General features: G+C 68.9%; 17 protein-coding genes. 9 read left to right on the forward strand and 8 right to left on the reverse strand.

Annotated features, from left to right (window positions below; all coding sequences use genetic code 11):
• Window positions 1-41: 41 nt before the first annotated feature.
• The 6 genes from IEY69_RS02690 (at window position 42) to IEY69_RS02715 (ending at window position 7,695) form a co-directional block, all read left to right on the forward strand.
• Entirely contained in the window at window positions 42-1,481 is a 1,440-nt protein-coding gene (locus IEY69_RS02690) for an FAD-binding oxidoreductase (protein WP_189071595.1), read from the forward strand.
• A gap of 2 nt (window positions 1,482-1,483) precedes the next feature.
• Entirely contained in the window at window positions 1,484-2,200 is a 717-nt protein-coding gene (locus tag IEY69_RS02695; protein WP_373290970.1) for an FAD-binding oxidoreductase, read from the forward strand.
• Window positions 2,201-2,309: 109 nt separating this feature from the next.
• Window positions 2,310-4,184 (forward strand): 2',3'-cyclic-nucleotide 2'-phosphodiesterase, encoded by a 1,875-nt coding sequence (gene cpdB, locus IEY69_RS02700; protein WP_189072330.1) that lies wholly within the window; start codon window positions 2,310-2,312, stop codon window positions 4,182-4,184.
• A gap of 315 nt (window positions 4,185-4,499) precedes the next feature.
• Window positions 4,500-5,759 (forward strand): ABC transporter substrate-binding protein, encoded by a 1,260-nt coding sequence (locus IEY69_RS02705; RefSeq protein ID WP_189071597.1) that lies wholly within the window; start codon window positions 4,500-4,502, stop codon window positions 5,757-5,759.
• Window positions 5,760-5,903: 144 nt separating this feature from the next.
• Window positions 5,904-6,833, forward strand: a complete 930-nt coding sequence (locus IEY69_RS02710; RefSeq protein WP_189071598.1) for a carbohydrate ABC transporter permease — start codon at window positions 5,904-5,906, stop codon at window positions 6,831-6,833.
• A gap of 10 nt (window positions 6,834-6,843) precedes the next feature.
• Complete coding sequence (locus IEY69_RS02715) at window positions 6,844-7,695, forward strand: carbohydrate ABC transporter permease (RefSeq protein ID WP_189071599.1); 852 nt, start codon at window positions 6,844-6,846, stop codon at window positions 7,693-7,695.
• Window positions 7,696-7,802: 107 nt separating this feature from the next.
• On the opposite strand, the gene IEY69_RS02720 is transcribed toward IEY69_RS02715, so the two are convergent.
• From IEY69_RS02720 to IEY69_RS02750, 7 genes are all read right to left on the reverse strand, one after another.
• A complete protein-coding gene (locus IEY69_RS02720) occupies window positions 7,803-9,173 on the reverse strand; it encodes a DUF2252 domain-containing protein (protein WP_189071600.1) in 1,371 nt (456 codons plus the stop codon).
• Window positions 9,174-9,408: 235 nt separating this feature from the next.
• A complete protein-coding gene (locus IEY69_RS02725; protein ID WP_189071601.1) occupies window positions 9,409-9,825 on the reverse strand; it encodes a hypothetical protein in 417 nt (138 codons plus the stop codon).
• 21 nt (window positions 9,826-9,846) lie between these two features.
• Complete coding sequence (locus IEY69_RS02730) at window positions 9,847-11,613, reverse strand: AlbA family DNA-binding domain-containing protein (RefSeq protein ID WP_189071602.1); 1,767 nt, start codon at window positions 11,611-11,613, stop codon at window positions 9,847-9,849.
• Window positions 11,610-12,071, reverse strand: a complete 462-nt coding sequence (locus IEY69_RS02735) for a DUF3293 domain-containing protein (protein WP_189071603.1) — start codon at window positions 12,069-12,071, stop codon at window positions 11,610-11,612. The genes IEY69_RS02730 and IEY69_RS02735 overlap by 4 nt, the downstream gene beginning before the upstream one ends.
• Window positions 12,072-12,440 (reverse strand): hypothetical protein, encoded by a 369-nt coding sequence (locus IEY69_RS02740; RefSeq protein WP_189071604.1) that lies wholly within the window; start codon window positions 12,438-12,440, stop codon window positions 12,072-12,074.
• On the reverse strand, window positions 12,437-13,513 hold the full coding sequence (truD, locus tag IEY69_RS02745; RefSeq protein WP_189071605.1) for a tRNA pseudouridine(13) synthase TruD: 1,077 nt from the start codon (window positions 13,511-13,513) through the stop codon (window positions 12,437-12,439). Before truD ends, IEY69_RS02740 begins: the two co-directional genes overlap by 4 nt.
• 1,217 nt (window positions 13,514-14,730) lie before the next feature.
• On the reverse strand, window positions 14,731-16,431 hold the full coding sequence (locus IEY69_RS02750) for a thiol-activated cytolysin family protein (RefSeq protein ID WP_189071606.1): 1,701 nt from the start codon (window positions 16,429-16,431) through the stop codon (window positions 14,731-14,733).
• 441 nt (window positions 16,432-16,872) lie between these two features.
• Between IEY69_RS02750 and IEY69_RS02755 the strand changes: the two genes are divergently transcribed.
• The 3 genes from IEY69_RS02755 (at window position 16,873) to IEY69_RS02765 (ending at window position 21,114) form a co-directional block, all read left to right on the forward strand.
• Entirely contained in the window at window positions 16,873-19,707 is a 2,835-nt protein-coding gene (locus IEY69_RS02755) for an AfsR/SARP family transcriptional regulator (RefSeq protein WP_189071607.1), read from the forward strand.
• 499 nt (window positions 19,708-20,206) lie between these two features.
• The gene (locus tag IEY69_RS02760; protein ID WP_189071608.1) at window positions 20,207-20,782 is read left to right on the forward strand and encodes a hypothetical protein; all 576 of its coding nucleotides are present in this window, start codon (window positions 20,207-20,209) and stop codon (window positions 20,780-20,782) included.
• Entirely contained in the window at window positions 20,782-21,114 is a 333-nt protein-coding gene (locus IEY69_RS02765; RefSeq protein ID WP_189071609.1) for a hypothetical protein, read from the forward strand. Before IEY69_RS02760 ends, IEY69_RS02765 begins: the two co-directional genes overlap by 1 nt.
• 163 nt (window positions 21,115-21,277) lie before the next feature.
• On the opposite strand, the gene arsB is transcribed toward IEY69_RS02765, so the two are convergent.
• Window positions 21,278-22,564, reverse strand: a complete 1,287-nt coding sequence (arsB, locus tag IEY69_RS02770) for an arsenical efflux pump membrane protein ArsB (protein ID WP_189071610.1) — start codon at window positions 22,562-22,564, stop codon at window positions 21,278-21,280.
• Window positions 22,565-22,567 lie beyond the last annotated feature (3 nt).

The following is a 22,567-nucleotide window of genomic DNA, read 5'->3' on the forward strand; positions in this document are numbered from 1 at the left end:
GTCGATGGGGGATGGTTGATGGGTGATGGAGGGGGGGACTCGTGAGCACCGAGAAACTGGCGTTGACCACGAATTCCTCTGCTCGTAAACCTGCGTCGGCTGGGGGTGCATCCAACGCCCTCGCGGCAGACCTGACCCGCGCGCTGGGGCCGCGCAAGGTGCTGTCGAACCTCTCAGAGCGGCTGAACTACCGCTACGACGCCATCCAGTTCGGGGCGACGCCGCTGGCGGTCGTGCTGCCCGAGAGCACCGAGGACGTCGTGGCGGCGGTGCGGGCGTCGCGGGCGGCGGGCGTGCCCATCGTGGGGCGCGGCGCGGCCAGCGGTCTGTCGGGCGGCGCGGCCCCACTGGAGCCCGGGCTGGTGATCTCGTTCACGCGCATGACCCGCCTGACCATTCACCCCGAGCGGCGCGAGGCGACCGCGCAGGCGGGCGTGGTCACGCTGGCCGTGACCGAGGCGGCGAAGCCCCATGGGCTGATCTACCCGCCGGACCCGGCGAGTTTCCGCACGAGTACCATCGGCGGGAACCTCGCGGAGAACGCGGGCGGCCCGATGTGCTTCAAGTACGGCGTGAGCGGCGATTACGTCCGCGCGCTGGAATTCGTGGACGCGGACGGCGAGGTGCACCGCCTGACCCGCGACGTGTTCGACCTGGCAGGGCTGCTGATCGGCTCGGAGGGCACGCTGGGTCTGATCACCGAGGCGACGCTGCGCCTGATCCCCCCGCCGAAATTCACGCGGACGCTGATGGCGCACTTCCCGGAGGTCGGCGCGTGCGCCGAGGCGGTCAGCCGCGCCATCGCAGCGGGCGCGGTGCCCAGCAAACTGGAATTCATGGACCGTGCCTGCACGAACGCCGTCGAGGACTATCTCCACCTCGGCCTGCCCCGGGACGCGGAGGCGGTGCTGCTGGTGGACACCGACGGCGAGGACCTGGACACCGTGCAGGACGAGCTGCGGCTGGTCGAGGATGCCTGCGTCGCGTCGGGCGGCACGGTGCGCCGCGCCGCGACGGACGACGAGGGCGCGCAGCTGTGGCGGGCGCGGCGGTCGGTGTCACCGGCGCTGGGCCGCATCCGCCCGCAGCGCATGAACGAGGACATCGTCGTGCCCAGATCGGCCCTGCCGGACGTGGTCCGCGAGATCCGCGCGCTGGGCGACGCGAGCCCCTTCCGGCTGGTGCAGTTCGGGCACATCGGGGACGGGAACCTGCACCCGAACATCCTGTTCGACCCCCGCACCGAGGACGCGCACGCCGTGCACGACCTGGCGCACCGCATCGCGCTGGTCGCCATCCGCCACGGCGGGGTCCTCAGCGGCGAGCACGGCATCGGCAGCATGAAACGCGACTTCATGACGGACGCCGTGGACCCCGCCACCATGCAGGCCCTGCGCGGCGTGAAACGCGCCCTCGACCCGAGCGGCGCGCTGAACCCCGGGAAGATTCTTCCTGCGGAAGAGGTGATGGTTGATGGTTGATCGTGGATGGAGGTCCTTCGCCTTTCTCTCGACCATCGACCATCTCCCATTTTCTGCGCCGGAGGCGCCTCATGCCCATCCTTGACCTGTCTCCCGACGACCAGACGATCACCCTGACCGGCGAGGTGACGCTGCCCGAGGTGTACGCCGCGCTGCCAGCGGGGTTATTCCCGCCGTTCCCGAACGTGAACCTGCCGGGTGGCGTGGGCGGCCTGATCGGGCGGGGTGGTTTCGGGCAGACCTTCCCGTTCGCGTCGGACGTGCTGGGCGTGACCTTCCGCGCCGCGAGTGGCCGGGTGGTGCGCGCGGGGGGGCGCACCGTGAAGAACGTGCAGGGCTACGACCTGACCCGCCCGTTCGTGGGCAGTTTCGGCGTGCTGGGCGAGCTGCTGGAGGTCACGCTGCGCCTGCGCCCCGGCCTGAGCGTGGGGCACGTGGTGCATCCGGGGCCGCTGGTGCCCACCACGGCGCGCTTCACCTGGGCGGCGCCGGACGGCACGCACGTCGTGCATTTCGGTCATGAACGCGAGGTGCGTGCGGCGCTGGACCTGCCCGGCGCGGTTCCTGTCGTCACCACACCCGATTACGCCCCGCTTTTCCCGCATGGCATGGGCGTGGGGGAGAGCGGCCCTCTGCGTGACCTGCGACTGGGCTGGCAGGACGGCGCGGCCGCGCCCGAGGCCCCGGCGCTGTTCAGAACGCTGGCCGCGAGTCTGTAGAAGAGGTCAAGACCACACTCACCACTGACCCGCCGAATACCTGTTTCAGGCAGATACATTCCTGACACTTTTCGCTATTCTGTCGGGCGTGCTGAAACACATCTCCCTGATGACCGCGCTCATGCTCGGCGCTGCCAGCGCGCAGACCGTCGAGCTGCGCATCCTCGAAACCACCGACCTTCACACCGCCGCCAAGGGCTACGACTACTACCAGGACAAGCCCACCGGCGAGTTCGGCCTGGAGTACACCGCCACGCTGATCGCCAAGGCCCGCACCGAAAAGATCAACACCCTGCTGTTCGACAACGGCGACCTGATCCAGGGCAACCCGCTCGGCGACTACGCCGCGCGCGTCGCGCCCATCAAGGACGGCGAACTGCACCCCATGCACCAGGCCATGCGCTCCCTGAAGTACGACGGCGCCACCCTGGGCAACCACGAGTTCAACTACGGCCTGGACTACCTCGACCGCGTGCTGCAGTCCGCGCCCATGCCGTACGTGAACGCCAACGTCCTGAACATGGACGGCAGCAACAAGTACACCCCCTACGTCATCCAGCGCAAACTGGTCCGTGACACCCAGGGCCGCCCGTACTACATCAACGTCGGCGTGATCGGCTTCACGCCCCCCCAGATCGTCAACTGGGACAAGGCCCACCTGGACGGCAAGGTGCAGGTCATGGACATCGTCCAGAGCGCCCAGAAGTTTGTCCCTGAGATGAAAGCCAAGGGCGCGGACATCATCGTCGCGCTGGCCCACACCGGCATCAACAGCGGCGCGTACACCCCCGGCCAGGAACAGGCCGGTGCGGAACTCACCAAGGTCCCCGGCCTGGACGTCGTCCTGACTGGCCACAGCCACCTGGAATTCCCCAGCGCGGCCTACAAGGACGTCCCCGGCGTGAACCTCGCCAAGGGCACCATCAACGGCAAGGTCGTCCTGATGCCCGGCTTCTGGGGCAACAACCTCGGCGTCGCCGACCTGAAACTGAACTTCGACCGCAAGACCCAGAAGTGGACCATCCTGGACGCGCAGGGCGGCATCCGACCCATCTGGGACAAGGCCGCCAAGAAGAGCCTCGTGACCGCCGACACGACCGTCGCCGCGGCCGTCGAGGGCGCGCACCAGGGCACCCTGGGCTACGTGCGCGGCAAGGTCGCCGACCTGAGCGCCCCCATCAACTCCTACTGGGCGCTGACGCAGGACGACCCCAGCGTGCAGCTGGTCAGCAACGCGCAGATCGCGTACGTGAAGGCCGCGCTGAGCAGCACCCAGTACAAGGACCTGCCGGTCCTGTCCGCCGCCGCGCCCTTCAAGGCCGGGGGCCGCGCGGGCGTCAGCTACTACACCGACATTCCCGCCGGGACGCTGGCGATCAAGAACGTCGCCGACCTGTACGTGTACCCGAACACCGTGCAGGCCGTGCTGGTCACCGGCGCGCAGGTGCAGGAGTGGCTGGAGCGCAGCGCCGGGCAGTTCAAGCAGATCGACCCCAGCAAGGCCGAGCCGCAGGCGCTGGTGGACGAGACCTTCCCCACCTACAACTTCGACGTGATCGACGGCGTGAGCTACGAGATCGACGTGACCCAGCCCAACCGCTACAACAGCAAGGGCGAGGTCGTGAACGCCGGCGCCCGCCGCATCAAGAACCTGACCTATATGGGCAAGCCCATCGATCCCGCTCAGCAGTTCGTGGTGGCCACGAACAACTACCGCGCCTCGGGCGGCGGGTCGTTCCCCGGCCTGAATGGCAAGAACATCATCCTGCAGGCCCCTGACGAGACCCGCGAGGCGCTCGTGAAGTACTTCAACGAGCAGAAGACCGTCAACCCCACCGCCGACGGCAACTGGAAGCTGACGCCCATCCCCGGCGCGACCCTGCTGTACGCCAGCAGCCCCACCGCGCAGAAGTTCATGCCCGCCAACGCCACGCTGGTCAAGACCCGCGAGGACGGCTTCGCCGAGTACTACATCAAGTATTAAGAGTGAACACACCGGCCCCCAGCTTCGGCTGGGGGTTTTGCCTGTCATTGCACGGCTTCTGAATCGTTTTCGAAGGCAGATGAGAGCCTGTCGGAAGCCGTCCCCTGCTGCCAACTCCAGGGGAGATGGGAGTGACTCGATGTCGCTCCAGATGGCATAAACCCCGTGTTGCGAATTATGGTCCGGAAGTGTTGGAACTGTTTCCATTGACAGTTCGGATGAGGCGGTGTACGCTTGCCTCATCAAGAACGAAAGACGTGGAACCGCTTCACAGAAGCGGGCCGGGCCTGTCCGGCACCCACCCAAGGGGGATGCATGAAGAAAGTCATCGCACTCGTCAGCCTCAGCGCCGCTATCGCCTTCAGCAGCAACGCCAGCGCCGTCACCGTCACCCTCGCCTGCGGTGCCGTCGGCCAGGAACTCGAACTCTGCAAGGCCGGCGCCGCCCGCTGGGCCAAGAAGACCGGCAACGAAGTCAAGATCTTCGAGAGCCCCAACCTCACCAACGACCGCCTCGGCCTGTACCAGCAGCAGCTCGCCGCCAAGAGCAGCGACATCGACGTCTACCAGCTCGACGTCGTCTGGCCCGGCCTGCTCGCCCAGCACTTCGTCGACCTGAAAGGCAAGGTGCCTGCCGCTGAAGTCAACGCGCACTTCAAGGGCATCATCGACGCCAACACCGTCAACGGCAAACTCGTCGCCATGCCCTGGTTCACCGACGCGGGCCTGCTGTACTACCGCACCGACCTCCTGAAGAAATACGGCTTCAAGAGCGCCCCCAAGACCTGGACCGAGATGGCCCTGATGGCCAAGAAGATCCAGACCGGCGAACAGAAGACCAACAAGGCCTTCAGCGGCTTCGTCTGGCAGGGCAAGAACTACGAAGGCCTGACCTGCGACGCCCTGGAATGGGTCGTCAGCTTCGGCGGCGGCACCATCGTCGACGCGAGCGGCAAGGTCACCATCAACAACGCCCAGGCCGCCAAGGCCCTGGACACCGCCGCCAGCTGGATCAAGAGCATCAGCCCCGCCGGCGTCACCACCTACGCCGAGGAAGAAGCCCGCGGCATCTTCCAGTCCGGCAACGCCGCCTTCATGCGCAACTGGCCCTACGCCTGGGCCCTCGGCCAGGGTGACGACAGCAAAGTCAAGGGCAAGATCGGCGTGGCGCCCCTGCCCAGCGGCGGCAGCCGCAACGCCGCCACCCTCGGCGGCTGGCAGCTCGGCGTGAGCCAGTACAGCAAGAACCAGGCCGCCGCCATCGACCTCGTGCGCTACCTCGCCGGCCCCGCCGAGCAGAAGATCCGCGCCATCGAGGGTGCCTACAACCCCACCATCCAGAGCCTCTACAAGGACAAGGACGTGCTCGCCAAGAACCCCTTCTTCGGCAGCCTGTACAGCGTCTTCACCAGCGCCGTCGCCCGTCCCTCCGGCCCCACCAAGAGCAAGTACAACCAGGTCTCCCAGGCCTTCAGCACCGCCGTCAGCGACGTCCTGAACGGCAAGATGAAAGGTCAGGCCGCCGTCGCCAAACTCGCCGGCGACCTGAACCGCATCAAGGGCCGCGGCTGGTAAGCCCACACCGCAGCGGAGGGGGGACGCCCACCACCAGGGGCGTCCCCCCTTTCCGTTCCTGCCTTACGAAAGTGTTCATTCGGGCTCCCCGCCACCCCGCCCCCATACACTGAACCCAAGCCCAACACAGGAGGTACACCCGGCATGACCGTGAACCCCACCGCGCCCACCCGGCCCATCCGCACCCGCGGCATCGAGGCCGCCCGCGCCCGGCAGGCCATCTGGCTCCTGCTGCCCACCCTGATCGCCATTGCCCTGGTCGCCGGTTACCCGCTGTACCGCACGATCTATTTCTCGCTGTTCGAGGCGAGCCTCACCACCCCCGACCAGCGGACCTTCATCGGCATGGGGAACTTCTGGTTCACCACCGAGGACGGCGTCGCCCTGGGCTTCCTGCAGGACCCCAAATGGTGGGGCGCCGTGAAGAACACCCTGCTGTTCACCGTCGTGTCCGTCACGCTGGAAACCATCTTCGGCATGATCATCGCCCTGGTCGTGAACAGCGCCTTCAAGGGCCGCGGAATTCTCCGCACCGCCATGCTCGTCCCCTGGGCGATCCCCACGGTCGTGTCCGCGCAGATGTGGTCGTACCTGTACAACGACACCTTCGGCCTGATCGGCCGCGGCCTGCTCGGCGGACAGGCGCTGCTCGCCAACACCGACAGCGCCATCTGGGCCCTGATCGCCGTGGACGTCTGGAAGACCACCTCCTTCATGGCGCTGCTTATCCTCGCGGGCCTGCAGAGCCTCCCCAGCGACATGTACGAGGCGGCCGACATGGACGGCGCGAGCAAATGGACGCAGTTCTGGCGCCTGACCCTGCCGCTGCTGCGCCCCGCGCTGCTCGTCGCGCTGGTGTTCCGCAGCCTGGACGCCCTGCGCGTGTTCGACATCATGTCCGTGATGCTCGGGAACGTGAACGCCGCCGCGACCAGCATGACCGGCTACGCCCGGCAGGCGCTGATCGACAACTCGCTGCTCGGCTACGGCAGCGCCGTCAGCGTGGCGATCTTCGTGATCATCATGGTCATCGTCGTCATCTACGTCACCGCGTTCCGCGTGAAATTCGACTGAGGGGGCCGACATGAACCTGAAGACCAAGAACCCGGCCCTGTACTACCTGCAACGCGCGGCCTTCTACCTGCTCGTGCTGGTCATCGCCTTCTACCTGCTCGCCCCGTTCTTCTGGGCGGTCCTGACCAGCCTGCGCTCCCCCGGCGACCTGTTCCTGCAACCCGCGCAGTTCATCGCCGCCGAGACCACCTTCCAGAACTACACCCAGGTGTTCGCCAACCCGAACTTCCAGCGCGGCCTGCTGTACTCCCTGGTCGTCGCCGTCGGCTCGGTCCTGATCAGCCTGCTGATCGGCTCGTTCGCCGCGTACGCCCTGGGCCGCTTCCGCTTCAAGGGCAAGCAGATCATCATGTACGTCATCCTGGCCGTCAGCGTCTTCCCGCAGATCGCCGTGCTGTCGGGCCTGTACACCCTGATCAGCGCCCTGGGCCTGTACAACAACCCCGTCGGCCTGATCCTCACGTACCTGATCTTCACCATCCCCTTCACGGTGTGGGTGCTGACCAGCTTCGTGCGCGACATCCCCGGTGAACTGGAAGAGGCGGCCCTGGTGGACGGCGCCAGTCCCCTCCAGACGCTGTTCCTCGTGCTGTTCCCCGTCATGATGCCCGCCCTGGTCACCACCGGCCTGCTGGCGTTCATCAACGCCTGGAACGAGTACCTGTTCGCCCTGACCTTCACCAGCACCAACCGCACCGTGCCGGTCGTGATCGCCAACTACTCCGGCGCCACGCAGTTCGACCAGCCGTGGGGCCAGATCATGGCCGCCAGCATCGTCGTGACCATCCCCCTGATCATCCTGGTGCTCGTGTTCCAGCGCAACATCGTGTCCGGCCTGACCGCCGGAGCCGTCAAAGGCTGACCCACTCCAGTCGCACGGTCAGGAACCCACCGAACGCAGACGGCAGAGGCCCCAGGGACCATCCCTCGGGGCCTCTGCCTGCGAATCCGCAACCTCCCGCCCTGAGGTCACGCCTCGGGATCGGCCTCCGCCTCCAAGTCGCCCCGCGCGATCGCCTGGGCCAGCACGGCATGGTCCCGCTCGGCCTGATCGGCGTACGCCACCGCGAAGGCCGCCACCGCCTGATCGAACGTCTCACGCCGGCCCAGGTACGCGCCCAGCGCCACCGCGTCCCCCGTGCGGGCGTGCGCGCGGGCCAGCGCCCAGCCGCACAGCTCGGCAATCTCCTCCAGCGTGCGCGGCGAGACCGCCTGCAGGTCGAAGCGGCCCTTCTGATCCCGCAGCTGCCGCACGTACCCGCAGAATCCCTCGCCAGCCGACCAGCCCAGGAACGGATCGGCCGCCGCCTGCATCAGCTGCTGCCCCCGCACGATCCGGTGCGCCGCGTTGCGCGCCACGGTCGGACCGGCGAACGGCTCCAGCACGCTCGGCCGCGCCTCCTTCACCTGCAGGAACAGCACGTCGTCCCCATCGGCAACCAGCAGCAGGACCAACACCCGCCGCCCGCAACTGCCGACACCCGTGACCTTCAGTGCCCAGTCCGCCAGGTGGTAGCGCGACAGCAACTCCCGGCGGTCCGGCGCGACACTGTCCAGGTAGTTCGCCCGCACGCCCTCCAGCATGACCTCCGCCTGCGGGTCCGACGTGTGCACCAGCAGCGGCGGATCGTCCCGCAGGCGCCAGCCGGCCGGCGTCTGCACCGCCAGTTTCTTCAGGGTGTGCAGGTGCGTGCGGGTGCTGGCCTTCGCGAACATCGCTCGGCCATGCTCCCGCGCGTCGGACGCCATGTCCGCCAGCGCCTCGGACGCATCGATGCGGTCATACCAGACGTCCAGGTGATGCTGCCTCGCGTACGCACGGACATGCAGGCGGTAGGCCCGCGCCGCGCTGCGCGCCGCATACACGGCGTCCGCCTCGCTGTGCCCCGCCTCACGCCCGGCCAGCACCAGACTGGCCGCCAGCCGCCGCACGTCCCACTCCCACGGCGCCCGCAGCGTCTCGTCGAAATCGTTCAGGTCGAACACCAGATTCCGCTCGCCGGTCGCGAACGCCCCGAAGTTCGCGCAGTGGGCGTCCCCGCTGGCCTGCACCCGCTCGCCCGTCACAGGCGTGCCCGCCAGATCGGCCGCCATCAGCGCCGCCGTCCCCCGGAAGAACGCGAATGGACTCGCCACCATCCGCCCGAACCGCAGGGGCAGCAGATGAGTCATGCAGCCGTCCGTCCCCGCGTGCAGGGTGTTCAGGACCTGCTGGGGCCGCTCACCGGGCGCCTCGAACAGCGCGTGGTCCCGCCGGGGCAGCGTGCTGCGCAACGCACGGCCCCGCGCCCGCCGCTCGTCCCGGCCCGGCAACGGCACTTCAGAAAAAGGATCATGCATGACCGTATCGTGTCACGCCAGGGCAGGGCGACCCTTCATACGGATTCCGTCTGTTTCGTTGACAGATCGGAACACCACCGATCTGCCAACTCCACGCCCGGAACCCGCTTCTCTCCTTCTCGCATCCGCTCGGGTTGAACGGTTTTTGCAAACCATTCAACCGGAGTCCGTATCACATGTGCCGCCCACCAGTCCACCCGGACGGCATCTCGGCGGCCGCTCGCGCGGGGGACGCTCAGTTCAGGTGCGAGGGGTCCTCCGGCGCGCCCCCGTACGTGCGGATCACATCGCTCAGCAACTGCCGCGCCAGCCGCAGCACGCTGTCCTCGGTCAGGTCGTCCACGCGGAACCCCTCGCCCAGGCCGTACTCACCGCGGAACTGCCCGTCCACCCGGCGCACCCGCACGAGCACCTCGCACAGGCCCAGCCGGTAGCGCGCCGCGTGCCACGAGCCCAGCGGCGCGGGCCGCAGCGTCACCTGCGGGTCCGGCACCGGGTCCATGCTGACGTTGTTCAGCGGCAGGCCCGGCCCGCTTGCCGCGCGCAGAGCGTGGTAGAGCAGGTTCAGGAATCCCTCGCAGGCCTGCACCTCGGCCTGCCGGGCCTGAGCGCCGCGCCGGATCACCGCCTGCAACTCGTCGAAGGAACTCACGGGACCGACTGTACCGCCCAATCAGCTGAGCAGTTCGTACGCGGCGTCGCGCGTGCCGGTCCCCAGCTTGCGCAGCAGGCCGTCCTGCACCAGTCGCCGCAGGGTCCGCCATGCCTGCTGCGTGGTGATGCCGCACGCCCCGCGCAGGTCCACGTTCCGCACCCGCCCGTGCTCGCGTGCCAGGGCCAGCGCGATCGCGCGGACCTCCGCCGCGTTCGGGCCGCTGCTGTCCGCCGGGCGGCGCGGCGCCCGCGTGACCTTCGGCGCGGCAGGCTGAACGGGTTCCGACGCAGGCACGGGCGTCGCCGGGACCGCCACAGGGGCGACCACGGCAGCAGATGCGGGCGGCGCATCCTCGACGACAGGCAGCGCCGGGCGGCCCAGCGCGCCCCGGACCTCGTCACTCAGGACGTACGCGATGCCGCGGCCCACCCCGGCGCGGCGGATCAGGCCGTGCTCCTCCATGCCGCGCAGCAGCCGGGGCGTACGGTCCTCCGGGAGTTGCAGCGCGCGGGCCAGCGTCGCGCGGGTCGCCTCACCCTCGCGCGCCAGGAGGCTCAGGACGATCAGGACGTCCAGCGACAGCGTCTGCATGTCCTCCTGCTTGCGCGCCACGAACCGCACGAACTCCGCGTCGAACCCCGGCGAGTGCAGCGCCAGCGTCACCGAATCCGGGTACGTGGTGTACTCCGGCGGTTCCTTGCCGTGCCGCAGCATCAGCGAGTACATCTTGTCCACGCCCACCCCGGCCCGCTCGACCAGCCCCAGGCGCGCCAGGGACTCCGCCAGCAGCGGATTGCGGCGCTTGGGCTGGTGCCGCAGGATGTTCCCCGGCGTGATCCCTCCCGGCAGCCCACCGGGGTTCATGATCTCCAGCCGGTCCGGGAAGTGATGCACGTGCACCGCGTCCCGCAGCGTGTAATCCCGGTGCGTCAGCGCATTCAGCAGCGCCTCGCGGTACACGACCTCGTCCTGATCCCACACCTCGATGCGGAACAGTCCCACCTGCACCGGCGTGAAGCGGTTCCTGGCCTGGATCAGTTCCGCCAGCCGCGTCAGCAGCGCCGGAATGGGCCGCAACAGGTCCTCACGGAACTGGAACTCCACGTCCGTCGTCTGGTGGTGATAGAAGCACACCTCCGACTGCGGGACGTGCGCCCGCAGCGCCGCCGGAGTGCCCGCCAGCAGGATCGCCGCCAGCGTGGGCCGCAGCGCCCCGCCACTGGGAATCAGCAGGCCCAGTTCCCGCAGGAAATCCAGGTCCGGGAGGTTCGCCGCGCTCGCCCGGCGGCCCAGCCCGCGCAGGCGCGCGACCTCCGCCGGGTCCAGGTCCGCCAGGGACGCGTCCGGCGGGACGGTCGCCGTGAAATCCTGATCCGCGACGGGTTCCGACTCGCCCGGCGTGACCGGCACGAGGTGCGCGCCGTCCCAGGTGATCACCGAGCCGTCCGGCGCGGCCAGCACGTACGGCGCGTGCGGCACGAACACCGCCAGCACCCGCGCCCCACCCGGCAGGCGGTGATGCTGCACGTTCACGGTCAGGCGCCCGCCGGACAGTTCGAAGATCGCGTGCGTGATCATCAGCGGATGCAGTTCCCCCGCGTCCCGCGCGCTGCCCGACACGGCGTCCACGCCGACCAGGACCGTGCCGCCCCGCGCGTTCGCCAGGCCCACCGCGTGCCGCGCCAGTCCCTCGGGCGTCACGTCCAGCGGCAGGTGAATGCAGGTGGGGCCCGGTGGGGGCAGCACCCCCAGCGGCGAGATGGCGTCTGTCGCGTCCAGCGTCACAATCCGGCAGTATAGCCGCAATCCGCTGTACCGGGTGAATCTGCCGCCCGGCGCAGCCAGCACCGCTCCGGCCGCACCGGGCCGTCCAGCCACACCAGCGCCGCACGGCCACCCACGCCCCATACGACCGCCGCCTGCCCGAACCGACGGCCCAGCCGCGCCGCCTCGCGCAGCGGCACGTCCCGCAGGATCAGCGTCTCCTCGCGCCAGGGGCCCTCGCCGTTCCAGCCGGGCAGGGGAGACCACGCCCACACCAGCCGCGCCAGCGCCGCCTGCCGCTCATCGTTCAGGTCCGGCGCTGCCCGCTGGCCCGACGGGTTCCACGCGGTCACGATCGCCCAGCGCTGCCCCGCCTCACACCAGTGCGGCACGATCCCCGGCCCGGCGGGGGTGAGGGACACGCGCTCACCCGCCCGACCGTACGTGCTCCCGAGAAAGGCGGCCCGCAGGTCGGACATTCAGCGCGTGACGACCGCCTGCACACTCACGATCTGAGCGTTCTTCAGGCGGAACACCAGCCCCACCCGCTGCCCCACCTTGAACGAACCGCCCAGCACCACCCGCGCCCGGCCCGCCGGCCCCAGGCTCAACGTGCCGGGCACAGGCAGACTCTGCACCACCTTGCAGCGCGGCTCGCAGCGCAGCAGTCGGGTGCGGCCCGCGCTACTCCAGACCCCCAGCAGCTCATCCGTCCGCGCGAGCTTCAACGTGCCCACCAGCATCACGCCCTCGTGCATCAGTTTCAGTGTCAGGGGCTGCGGCGTGCTGGCCTGCGCCCACGGAGTCACCGCCAGCAGCGCCGCACACACCAGGATCTTCAGCCTCACTCTGCTCCCTCCTCGTCTGCCCCACCGGCGTCACCCAGGTCAGGGGCCGACGCGTCCACGCTGGTCTTCATCACCTCACGCAGCACGCTGGTCGCAAAACTGCCCTTCGGCAGCGTGAACGACAGCGTGAACCCATCCTCCTCCGGCGTGACCTGCGTGTCCTGCGGGTACACCCGCGTCAGGCGGCGGTCCCCCTTGCGACTGCCGAACATCTCGGGCGTGAGGCCCAGTTCATCCAGAACCTCCCGCTCCAGCATGCCCGCCTCCAGCGTCAACGGCTTGACCTTCCGGCCGAACAGCGTGCCCGTGGCACTCACCTCGCCCCGCTGCGCGCGCGGCGAATCGGCCGCCGCGTCCTGCACGCTGAACACGCCGCCCGTGTCGTGCTTCTTCGCCATGTCCCCGTTCAGCAGGGCATCGAACACGCCCCGCTCCAGGCGGCGGCTGACGAACCCGTTGAAGACCACGCTCTGCAGGGCGCTCGTCAGGAAGCGGCGCACCCGGGGATCACGCACGCGCGACTCGCCCCGCACGACGCGCAGGCCCTCCTCGGCATTCAGGCCGCCCAGCCCGAAGCGCTGAGGCCCGAAGTAGTTCGGGACGCCCCGCGCCACCAGCTGCGCCAGCGTCTCGGACGCCACGTCGGCCTGCCCGGCCGCCTCACGCACCCGCACCTGGAACCGGTTGCCGCTCAGGTGCCCCATCGCCAGCTTGTTCCCGTGCCGCGTGGCGGTCAGAACCCTCACGCCGTCCATCGCGAACGCCGACAGACGCCCCTCGTACTTCGCGGGAAGACTGAGCCACTGGCTCGTCACCGCATGCCGGTCCTTCAGGCCCGCCACGCCCACGTCCCGGTCGCGCACGCCCAGCTGGGCGCTCAGCTCACGCAGCACGTGCGCGGTCGTGTGACCGGTTTTCTCCAGCTGCACGAACAGAAAGTCACCCTCGCCACTCAGGGGGTAGGCGGGCAGTTCCTCCACCCGGAAATCCGAGGGCTGATGCCGCAGGACGCCACCGGTACCCGGCCCGTCCGTGAGGGCACGCAGCGCCGACCAGTCAAACACCAGACTCACGATCAGCCCACCATACCCCTCAGCAGTGGAATTGGTGTGAAATTTTCGTCATCAAGATGAGTGCGTGCCGTCGTTGGCAGGTACAGCACCCGTATGCCTGGCAGTCACATTCTGTCGGTCTCGGCCCAAATCAGCACGAGTGCACGACGAGTGCCGAGACAGGAAGCGCGCGACCTCCTCGTCTGTGGAAGATGTCTGCCGGCTCAATCTGATGACCTTTGTCTTCAGGTCTCTGCGATGGGAACCAGCGATTCCCCTGACAACCCACCCCTTTGCTGTTCGAGACCACCACCAGGGTGTGCGGCCCACGTGCACTTGATCCGCAGTCGCTGAGGGTGCGTTCCGGGCTGTCTGGCTGAATGTAAAAGGATGTTCAGATGGGAGGGATGTCACCCAACGGTAGTGGGCGACGGTGCCCTACTGGTCCGCAATGCCTGGAAGCACGCCCGCCGGATGTCGCTCGCGGGCAGCATATGGAACGTGACGGGCAGGCCCGGCTCCAGCCACAGCGGAGCGAGGTTCAGCGGTGTTATGCGGCTCAGCTTGGCTACATTGAGGATCATCACGCAGCCCGCCGCGTCATGAGGCGCGCCGAGAACGTCCACGGTGTCACGTACAACACGATCCATACCAGCTCACGCATTTTCAGACCATACTTGTGGGGAACACGCAGGTACTCGCCCGAGACAAGCGCGGCCGCCTCAGGGCACCACCTGACTGGGCTCGCCGAGTCGTTCAGGCGCGGTGCAGCTCAGTGATTGACTTTCCTAAATCCAGCGTCATCAGGAGCGCAGTTCAGACTGCACGCTTGGCCGTCTACCTGGCGTCTCTATCCACAGGGCTCACTCCGTCGCACCGATCGCCTGCCGGGGATTCTCTGTGAAGAAGTCCTCCACTCCACCGATCCGCTGCCGTTGCCAGGATGAAACACGGAAGACCTGCGCCTCAGGGCGTGCCACTGACTGGTGTGGGAGGCGCAGGACTGGCTCACGGGGGGAGGTAAGGGATGGATGATGTGAGGTCAAGGAAAGGCAGTGGCAGGTCTGCGGCTCAGACGGCTCCCACCCCTTCCTCATCCCAGTTCTGGTTCTCCGGACCTACCGGCGCCGCGCGGCGCTACGGCGCCACCCGACCCACCCGGCCGCGTGGGCCGGGTGGGTCGGGTGTACTGGGGAACAGATCTGCTGGTCAGGTGCGGTGGTGGACCGTCCGGACGCTCAGGGCGTCCACTTATTCAGGGTGTAGACATTCCCCGTGAACTTGTCGACCGTCCAGGTGGCCAGGTTGCCTTCCGAGTGGCAGGCGTAGCAGTTGCGGTCAAAGGAATCCACGACCTGACCGTCGATCAGCAGGTCCACGTGCATCTTCCAGCGGAAGTTCTCGTACCACGACGGGGCGCGGCCGATCACGCCCACGCGGATCTGCGCGTCGGAATCCAGCAGTTCCGGTGAGAGGGTCACTGTGCCGGGGTTGCCGCTATACCCCAGGCGCTGGAACGTGGACGTCCCCGTGCGTTTCACCTCGATCACGGCGTTGTCGTAGACCTCCCGGAAACGCAGCTCGACTTTCTTGCTGGGAATCGCCGTGCAGTCCCGCTTGGTGTAGGTGTACGTGCGGTTGACCCGCATGCGGTTGTCGTCCCAGTAGTTCACGCTGTACGCCATGGGCTTGAGGCTGCTGATGGCGATGTTGGTGGTGTCGAAGTAACTCTGGTAGTTGCCGCTCTTGATCACGGCGATCTGCGGCTCTGCCGGGCCGCCCACAGCGTACACCGTCATGGCGCTGCTGCTGATGATCTCCTTCTGCGTCGCGGTCAGTGCGGCTGAACCCTGCTTGAACGACACCTTCACGGCCGCTTCCAGGTCGCTGGAACTCGCGTTGGCACTGACCCGGACGATCAGCATGCGGCCCAGGGTCGCGCCGGTCACGTAGGTGGGTGGGTTGGCGCTGTCAATCTCGCCGGTGTTCCCCAGCGTGCGGATCTCGTTCAGGCCGAACGAGGAGTTGAACAGGCCGTTGACTGGGTAGTTACCCGACAGGTCCACCTGCACGTTGTACAGATTCTGGTAGAACACCGCGTACACGCTGTTCTGCGAGCTGGACGAATTCGTGTCCAGTTTGGTCTTCACGTCCGCCCCGTACGCCTTGAAGTCCAGGTTGAACTTCGTGGAGGCTTCCTCGACCGTGGACGCCGTCTTCACGTCAAACATGATGTTCGACTGGGCGAAGTCCCGGTTCGAGTTCGCCTGCACCAGCATCTGCCGCAGGGCCTGAGCGTAATCCGTGTAGGTGCTCGTGGACATGGTCGCCGTGTTCAGGTAGCTGTCCACCAGCCGCACCTGCGCCCGTTGCCCGGCCGGAACGTGGATCGGCGTGGGTGCCAGACCCTGCACCGCCAGGAACCGGCCCTGCAAGATCGCGCTCGGGAACAGGCTCGACGCCGAGTTCTGCTCGGCCAGCAGCTGGTCCGGCGTGGTGGTGGCGGTGACCTCCTGCAGGGTGCAGCGGCCGTCGACGATGGGCGTCTGGGTCGTCGTGTTGGGTGCCGTGACGTTCTGGTTGACCCGGGTGAACAGCTGCCGCACGTAATCCTCGCGGTCGGTGGCCGTGGTCGGCACCCACTGACTGCGCAGTCCGGCCGTGCCGCCCGCCGGGGCAATTGCGGCGTTGCTCCAGGGGACGAGCTGAGGAGTGCCGGGCATGGAGATGTACTCCGGATCCGTCGGTTCGGGATCGGGGTCACCGCACGCCTGGGCACTCAGGCCAGTGCCGCCACTCTGAATGACGTACGGGTCACACGGCTCGATGAACTGCGGTTTGGTGCCGGCAGATGCGCCCGGGGTCGGCGTGGAGGAGCAGGCGGCCAGGGCGAGGCTCAGGGTGACGGTCAGGGACAGCAGGACAGGACGCTTGGTCATAAGGACTCCAGGAAGGAACAGGGGGCGGATGGGGACGGGCATGGGCACTGGCACGGGGCGTGGACACTCTGGGACGGGATGGGGCCTCCGGATGGGCAGGACAGGGAGCGGAGCAGGCGGCCACAGGCCACCCGGCGGATCAGTCGGGATGATGGACACCGGGCGGACTTGCGCCTACCGGCTGGGTTCGTGGGGCTGACCCGCTCGAACTGAGCAGAGTCTGCGTGGCCGTCAGGGAACGGTTCGGGAACGGATGGGCGTTCCCACCGCGTTCCCGGATGCCAGGCAGCGCGCAGACGGTCTCTGGTCGGCCGGATGTCTCCCGAACAGTCCACACGGCACTGTTTCTGTGGAGCCACGGTGCGGGCGCGGCCCGCGCGGGCCGAACCCTGTCCCCGTCACGCTGCGCGCAGGTTGCGTGTTCTACACTGCGCGCACCCCATGACGTCTTCTTCTTTTCCGCGCCCCGGCCGGTTCGAGGTCACGCGGCCCGCCCTGCTCACCCGTCTGGCCGACGCCCTCAACGCGCAGGTGATCCTGCTTGCCGCCCCGTCCGGGTACGGTAAATCCAGCCTGCTGGCCCAGTACGCCCGCAGCACTCCCCGAGCCGCCGTGTGGTGCCGCCTCACCGAGGCGCACGTCGATCCCCTGAACGTCGCCACGCTCATCGCGCGCGCCGCGCACACCTACATCGGCGCTGCCGAGCACCTCACCTCGCCCGATCCCCGCACGCCCGAATCCGCCCTGATTGACGCTCTGGCGCAGGCCCTGCTGGACGCGAACGTGAACCTCGATCTGATTGTCGACCCGGTCGAGGACGACCACGTGGCCCGCTGGCTGATCCAGCTGGCCCTGGCCCTCGGCGAAGGTCACCGCGTCCTGATCAGCCGCTACAGCGCCGACGGCCTGCGCCTGGCCCGCGCGGTTGCTGACGGCCGGGCCGTGATCCTCGACGCGGCTGACCTGAGTTTCACCCCTCCCGAGACCGCCAGCCTGCTTGAGGCGCGTGGCGTGACCCTCACGGGCGAGACTCTCGAGCGTCTGCAGGGCTGGCCGGCCGGTCTGGCGCTGGCCGCGGCCGGCAGCCAGCGGCACGTCAGCACAGACGATCTGGTCCGCGACTGCCTGGACAGCCTGCCGGCCGAACTTCGCCGCGCGCTGCCTGAGGCGGCCGCACTGGACATCTGGTGTGAAGACGACGCCCGCCAGATCGGCGCGCAACTGCCCCCCGGCTGGCTGACCCACGTGCAGCGCGCCGGTCTGCCCCTGCAGCCCCTGGGGGCCCAGCAGTTTCAGCCCCACCGTCTGCTGCGCGACCTGCTCGACCAGGACCTGCGGCGCACCCCGCACCGCTGGCAGCAGTTGACCCTGGCGGCCGCCGCGCTGGCCGAAGAACGCGGCGAGACGCGCCGCGCCGCCCGCCTGTACGCCGAAGCGCAGGCTCCGGAGGACTTTCTGCGCCTGGCCGCGCCACTGGCCAGCCAGTTCCGCGGACGCGGCGAGCACCAGTTGACCCGGCAACTGCTGGAACTCGTCCCGGCCGAGCAGCTCCCGCCCGAACAGCAGGCGCGGCTGGCCTGGGCGCAGATCGAGACGGGTGATTCCACACGGGGCGAGGCGTCCCTGCACGCCCTGCGCCGCGCCGGGCAGCTGCCCCCGGCCGGCCTGGCGTCCCTGGCCATGCTGGCTGGCCGCCGCGGCGACACCGAAGACCAGTACCGCTACGCCCGCGAGGGCCTGAACCGCCTGACACCGGGTGAGATCGAACCGGCCCTGCTGTGGCCCCTGGTGTACGCCGCGCTGAAACGTGGCGAGCCCGACGACGCGCAGGGCGCCGCCGAAATGTTCATGACCTGGGCGCGCGCGCAGGGGGATCAGGTGCGCCTGGCAGAAGCGTGGCAGTTGCAGGCCGTGTGCTGCCGCGCCGCGCGGGACGTCGCTGGTCTGGCCGCCGCCCTGCGTGAAGCGCGCCGCATCTACGATCACCTGGGCTGGGCGATCCGGGCGGCCATGATCTCCCTGGAAGAAGCGGAACTGGCTGCACAGTCCGGAGATCTGCCCGGCACGCGCCGCGCCCTCGAGCGGGTGCCCGCCGGGCTGGATCACGGCCTGCACCTCCTGCATGCCCGCGCGGGGCTGCTGCGCGCCGCGCTGGCGTGGTGGGACGCAGATTACGACGCCGCCCTGAGCGCCCTGGACGACGCGGAGGGGCACGCCCTGGCCGGGCAGCTGCGCACGCAGCAGGAGGACGTGCGGCTCAGGCGCGCCGACACCCTGCTCAGTCAGGCGCGCCGGAGCGAAGCGCACCACGTTCTGGACGGTGTGCACCCCACCGACCCGGCCCGGGGCGCGTACCGGGCGCTACTGGCGGCCCTGCTCATGCCCGGCCAGCCCACCCCGGCCCTGCCGGCCGACCCCTGGCCGGACGCCGGCCTCACCCTGCGCCTGCATGCATTGCACGTCCGTCACACCCCGGCCCAGGCCACACCGTTGCAGAGCCACCCCCTGTGGCCTCACCTGCCGTCCGCGGAGCGTCCCCCCCTGAGCGCCCCCCCCACCGTGCCCGCGCCGGTCGCGTCCGCCGCCCCCCGACTCACGATCACGGCGCTGGGTGACCTGAGCGTCCGGCTGGACGGTCACGCTGTGCCCATCGCACTGGCCAAATCCCGCGAACTGCTGGTGTGGCTGGCCCTGCACGGCTCAGGCACCCGCGACGAGATTGTGACTGCCCTGTGGGACGGCTCGGCTGAGGAACGCCACGTGGAGTACTTCCGCGTGGCCGTGCGGCGCCTGCGCGGCGCGCTGAAAGCGGCGCTGAACACGGATCCGGATCCACTGCCCTACCGGGAGGGCCGGTACCGCCTGGGCGACCATCTGGACGTGATCCTGGACGCCCGCCCGGATCAGCCGGTTCCGGAAGACCCGGTGAACCTAGCCCGTCAGGCCCAGCTGTTCTCCCAGCCGTTCATGCCCGGCAGCGAAGGCGACTGGATTCAGGAGTTGCGTGACCGCTGCCAGTTGCGCTCCGCTCAGCTGGGCCTGGCGCTGGCCGCCACGCCCGGCGCGGACGCTCCCGCTGCCTTCCGGCAGGTGCTGCAGGTTGACCCGTGGTCCGACGCCGCCCATCAGGGCCTGATCCGTTCACTACTGCACGCCGAGCGTCGCGCCGAGGCGGAACAGGCCCTGCGGATCTACGCGGCAGTGCTGCGTGACGAGTTCGGTACTACGCCCCCAGCGGACTTTCTGCACGATGTGGGGAGGCGCGGTCTGACATGACCGCGCCTCCCCAGGCGCTCAGTCGATTCCGGGCCGGTCGGAGGCAACGCGGTGCCGACGTATTTTGGTGGGCGGAATTCGTACTGGTGCGACTGCTGCGCGCCGAGAGCGCTCTCACACCAGTCGGAGCGGCTCGGTAGGCCGCTCACCCTGCACAGGTGAAACGCAGATCGCAATCACGCGATGCCTCCCACATCACGCCGCACGGCGAGCGTCAGCAGGACGGAGAGGTGATCTCCCTGTGACTCTCGACAGGATTAGCCGAACAGCTTGAACCTGCTGAAACGAGCGGCGCGAGCCTCTGTAACGAGGAATGGTTGGACGTGCAACAGGGGGGTGTGCTGCTGGCTCCTGGAGTCGCGGGTTGTGCGCCTGGAGGCCGGAATGGGTTGCCTGAACGCAGTGCTGTGCCGCTTACACAGGAGCGGTGACGGTTCGTTCCCTGTCGACTGCCGCACGGTTCCCTGCCGGTTCCCTGCCCCTGCGGCAGACTTCACCCATGACCCGCACCCTGATCCTCCCCGTTCTCGCTGCCCTGTCTCTGTCTGCCTGCGGTTCGGTCGGCACGCCCGAGATGGGCCGCGCGACCCTGCACGCTCAGGAGGACTGCCCCTCGTGCGGCATCATGCCGGTCACGGTCGACCCGCAGGAATTCTGGGCGTGGTCTGACACACTGAGCGCGCCGCAGGTATGGGCGTACGGGGCGGCGCGTGTGAATGGCGGTGTTCGGGAGGTGCTGGTCAATCCCGTCAGTCAGCCTGTGGCCCTGGAACCCGCCGCGGCTCGCATGACCGGCGGGGTGTGGTTCGACCGGCCCCTGGCGTGCCTGAACACCGCCGACGGTGACCTGACCATGGAGCGCTGGGGGCGGCCCACGCTGCGCACCACGGAGGCAGTTGCAGCCGCCGCGCTGACGGGCCGCGGCGCAGCGGAACGCACCTGCCTTGACCAGTTCGGGCCGGGCTGGGCGCCGCTGACGGACAGCCAGCCGAATCTGATCGATTCGGAACTGGTGTGGGCAGCGGGCCGTTGGGTGGTCGACACCCGCAAGGCGCAGGCGGGTGTCGAGTGGTAGTGGACATTGCCGACGCGCACTGGCCGCGGCTGGAGCAGACCGTCACGCGGGCACTGCGGGACATGAACCTGGTGGTGGCGCGCCAACCGATCACGCGCACGTGGACGGCCGTTGAGGCCGCGCAGGCCCGGCGCCTGATTCAGGCGCTGCACGTCGACTGGGACGCGCGCCGCATCCGGCACGAGACGTTCACTCAACTCGATCACCTGAGTGGCCGCATGAGTGTCGCGGGCTGCACGGTCATGCGGGCCAACCTGGAGGCGCTGCGCGAACAGGTGCGTCTGATCCTGCACGACACGGCCACAGCCCTGAGTGTGACACCGGCACCCTGAAGAGGAAACCGGATGAACGAGTCGAGCAGCAGCGGAGCGCCATGTAGTTCGTGGATAGCCCGGTGCAGTGACGGAGTGCGCACGCTACGTCCAACCGCTGTCAGTCCGCCGAGTCCGCCTGGATGTCCTGGTCTCCGCCCACCAGATCGCTGAAGTTCTCGTGTTATGTCCCTATGCTCAGGCGCACCCACAGCGCCACCAGGCCCGCCAGCAGAACCGGCGGGGTCAGGCGCAGCCCGGCGCGCAGGTACTCGCCCCAGCCGACCTCCAGCCCCCGCCCGCGCAGGACGTGCAGCCACAGGAGCGTCGCCAGACTGCCGATCGGCGTGAGCTTCGGCCCGATATCTGCGCCGACCACCGCCCCGAACACCAGCGCCTGACGCGCCGCACCGCTCACGTCACTGCCCTGGATGCCCAGGATCGCCGTGAGCAGCGCCGGGAGGTTGTTCAGCCCCGCGCTGAGCCCCGCCACGCTGAGGCCCGACGCGAACACCGCCGCGCCCGTCCCGTGCGCCGCCCAGCCCGAGAGCCATGCGCCGTACGCACCGGTCACGCCCGCACCGCGCAACCCGTACACCACCGTGTACATCGCCAGACTGAACGCCACCACGTTCCACGGTGCGGCGCGCAGCACCGCCCGCGTCCCCACGTGCGCGCTGCGCGCCGCGACCACCCACACCAGCCCCGCGCACACCGCCACCACCGCGCTGAGGGGCACGCCCACCCCCTCGGCCAGGAACGCCCCGGCCAGCAGCAGCGGCGTGACGAGGCACCCCGCCCGGAACACGCCCCACGACCGCACCGCGCTGCCCGGCGCGGGCAGATCCGCCACGTCATACCGGCGCGGCAGGGTCCGCCCGTAGAACAGCAGCAGCGTCCCCAGGCACGCCGCGACCACGACCAGATTCACCGGCAGCATCACGCCCGCGTACCCGCCGAAACTGATCCGGAAGGCGTCCGCCGCGATGATGTTCGTCAGGTTGCTGATCGTCAGCGGCAGACTCGCCGCGTCCACCACAAACCCCACCGCCAGCGCCAGCGTCAATGTCGCCGCGCGGCTCACGCGCAGCGCGCCCGCCAGTTCCAGCACGATCGGCGTGAGGATCAACACCCCACCGTCATTCGCGAACAGTGCCGCCACCACCGCGCACAACCCCACCAGCAGCGCCAGCAGCCGCCGACCACTCCCACCCCCCCAGCGCGCCACGTGCAGCGCCGCCCAGCGGAACAGCCCCGCCGCGTCCAGCAGCAGACTCAGGACGATCAGGCCCACCAGCGTCAACGTCGCGTTCCACGTCGCGCCCCAGAGGATCGGCAGGTCCGACAGGTGCACCACACCCGCCAGCAGCGCCACCACCGCGCCCAGCGTCGCGGCCCGCGCCGCCCCCAGCCCGCGCGGCTGCCACACCACCAGCGCCACGGTTCCCAGCACGATCAGCACCGCCCACATGAC

The sequence above is a fragment of the Deinococcus sedimenti genome, assembly GCF_014648135.1.
Taxonomy (GTDB): Bacteria; Deinococcota; Deinococci; order Deinococcales; family Deinococcaceae; genus Deinococcus; species Deinococcus sedimenti.

What these genes read in the sequence shown, in the direction of transcription:
- arsB (WP_189071610.1), bottom strand. Translation starts at nt 22,564, where the DNA reads ATGTGGGCGGTGCTGATCGTGCTGGGAACCGTGGCGCTGGTGGTGTGG.
- IEY69_RS02755 (WP_189071607.1), top strand. Translation starts at nt 16,873, where the DNA reads ATGACGTCTTCTTCTTTTCCGCGCCCCGGCCGGTTCGAGGTCACGCGG.
- IEY69_RS02720 (WP_189071600.1), bottom strand. Translation starts at nt 9,173, where the DNA reads ATGCATGATCCTTTTTCTGAAGTGCCGTTGCCGGGCCGGGACGAGCGG.
- IEY69_RS02760 (WP_189071608.1), top strand. Translation starts at nt 20,207, where the DNA reads ATGACCCGCACCCTGATCCTCCCCGTTCTCGCTGCCCTGTCTCTGTCT.
- IEY69_RS02715 (WP_189071599.1), top strand. Translation starts at nt 6,844, where the DNA reads ATGAACCTGAAGACCAAGAACCCGGCCCTGTACTACCTGCAACGCGCG.
- IEY69_RS02750 (WP_189071606.1), bottom strand. Translation starts at nt 16,431, where the DNA reads ATGACCAAGCGTCCTGTCCTGCTGTCCCTGACCGTCACCCTGAGCCTC.
- IEY69_RS02705 (WP_189071597.1), top strand. Translation starts at nt 4,500, where the DNA reads ATGAAGAAAGTCATCGCACTCGTCAGCCTCAGCGCCGCTATCGCCTTC.
- IEY69_RS02735 (WP_189071603.1), bottom strand. Translation starts at nt 12,071, where the DNA reads ATGTCCGACCTGCGGGCCGCCTTTCTCGGGAGCACGTACGGTCGGGCG.
- IEY69_RS02710 (WP_189071598.1), top strand. Translation starts at nt 5,904, where the DNA reads ATGACCGTGAACCCCACCGCGCCCACCCGGCCCATCCGCACCCGCGGC.
- cpdB (WP_189072330.1), top strand. Translation starts at nt 2,310, where the DNA reads ATGACCGCGCTCATGCTCGGCGCTGCCAGCGCGCAGACCGTCGAGCTG.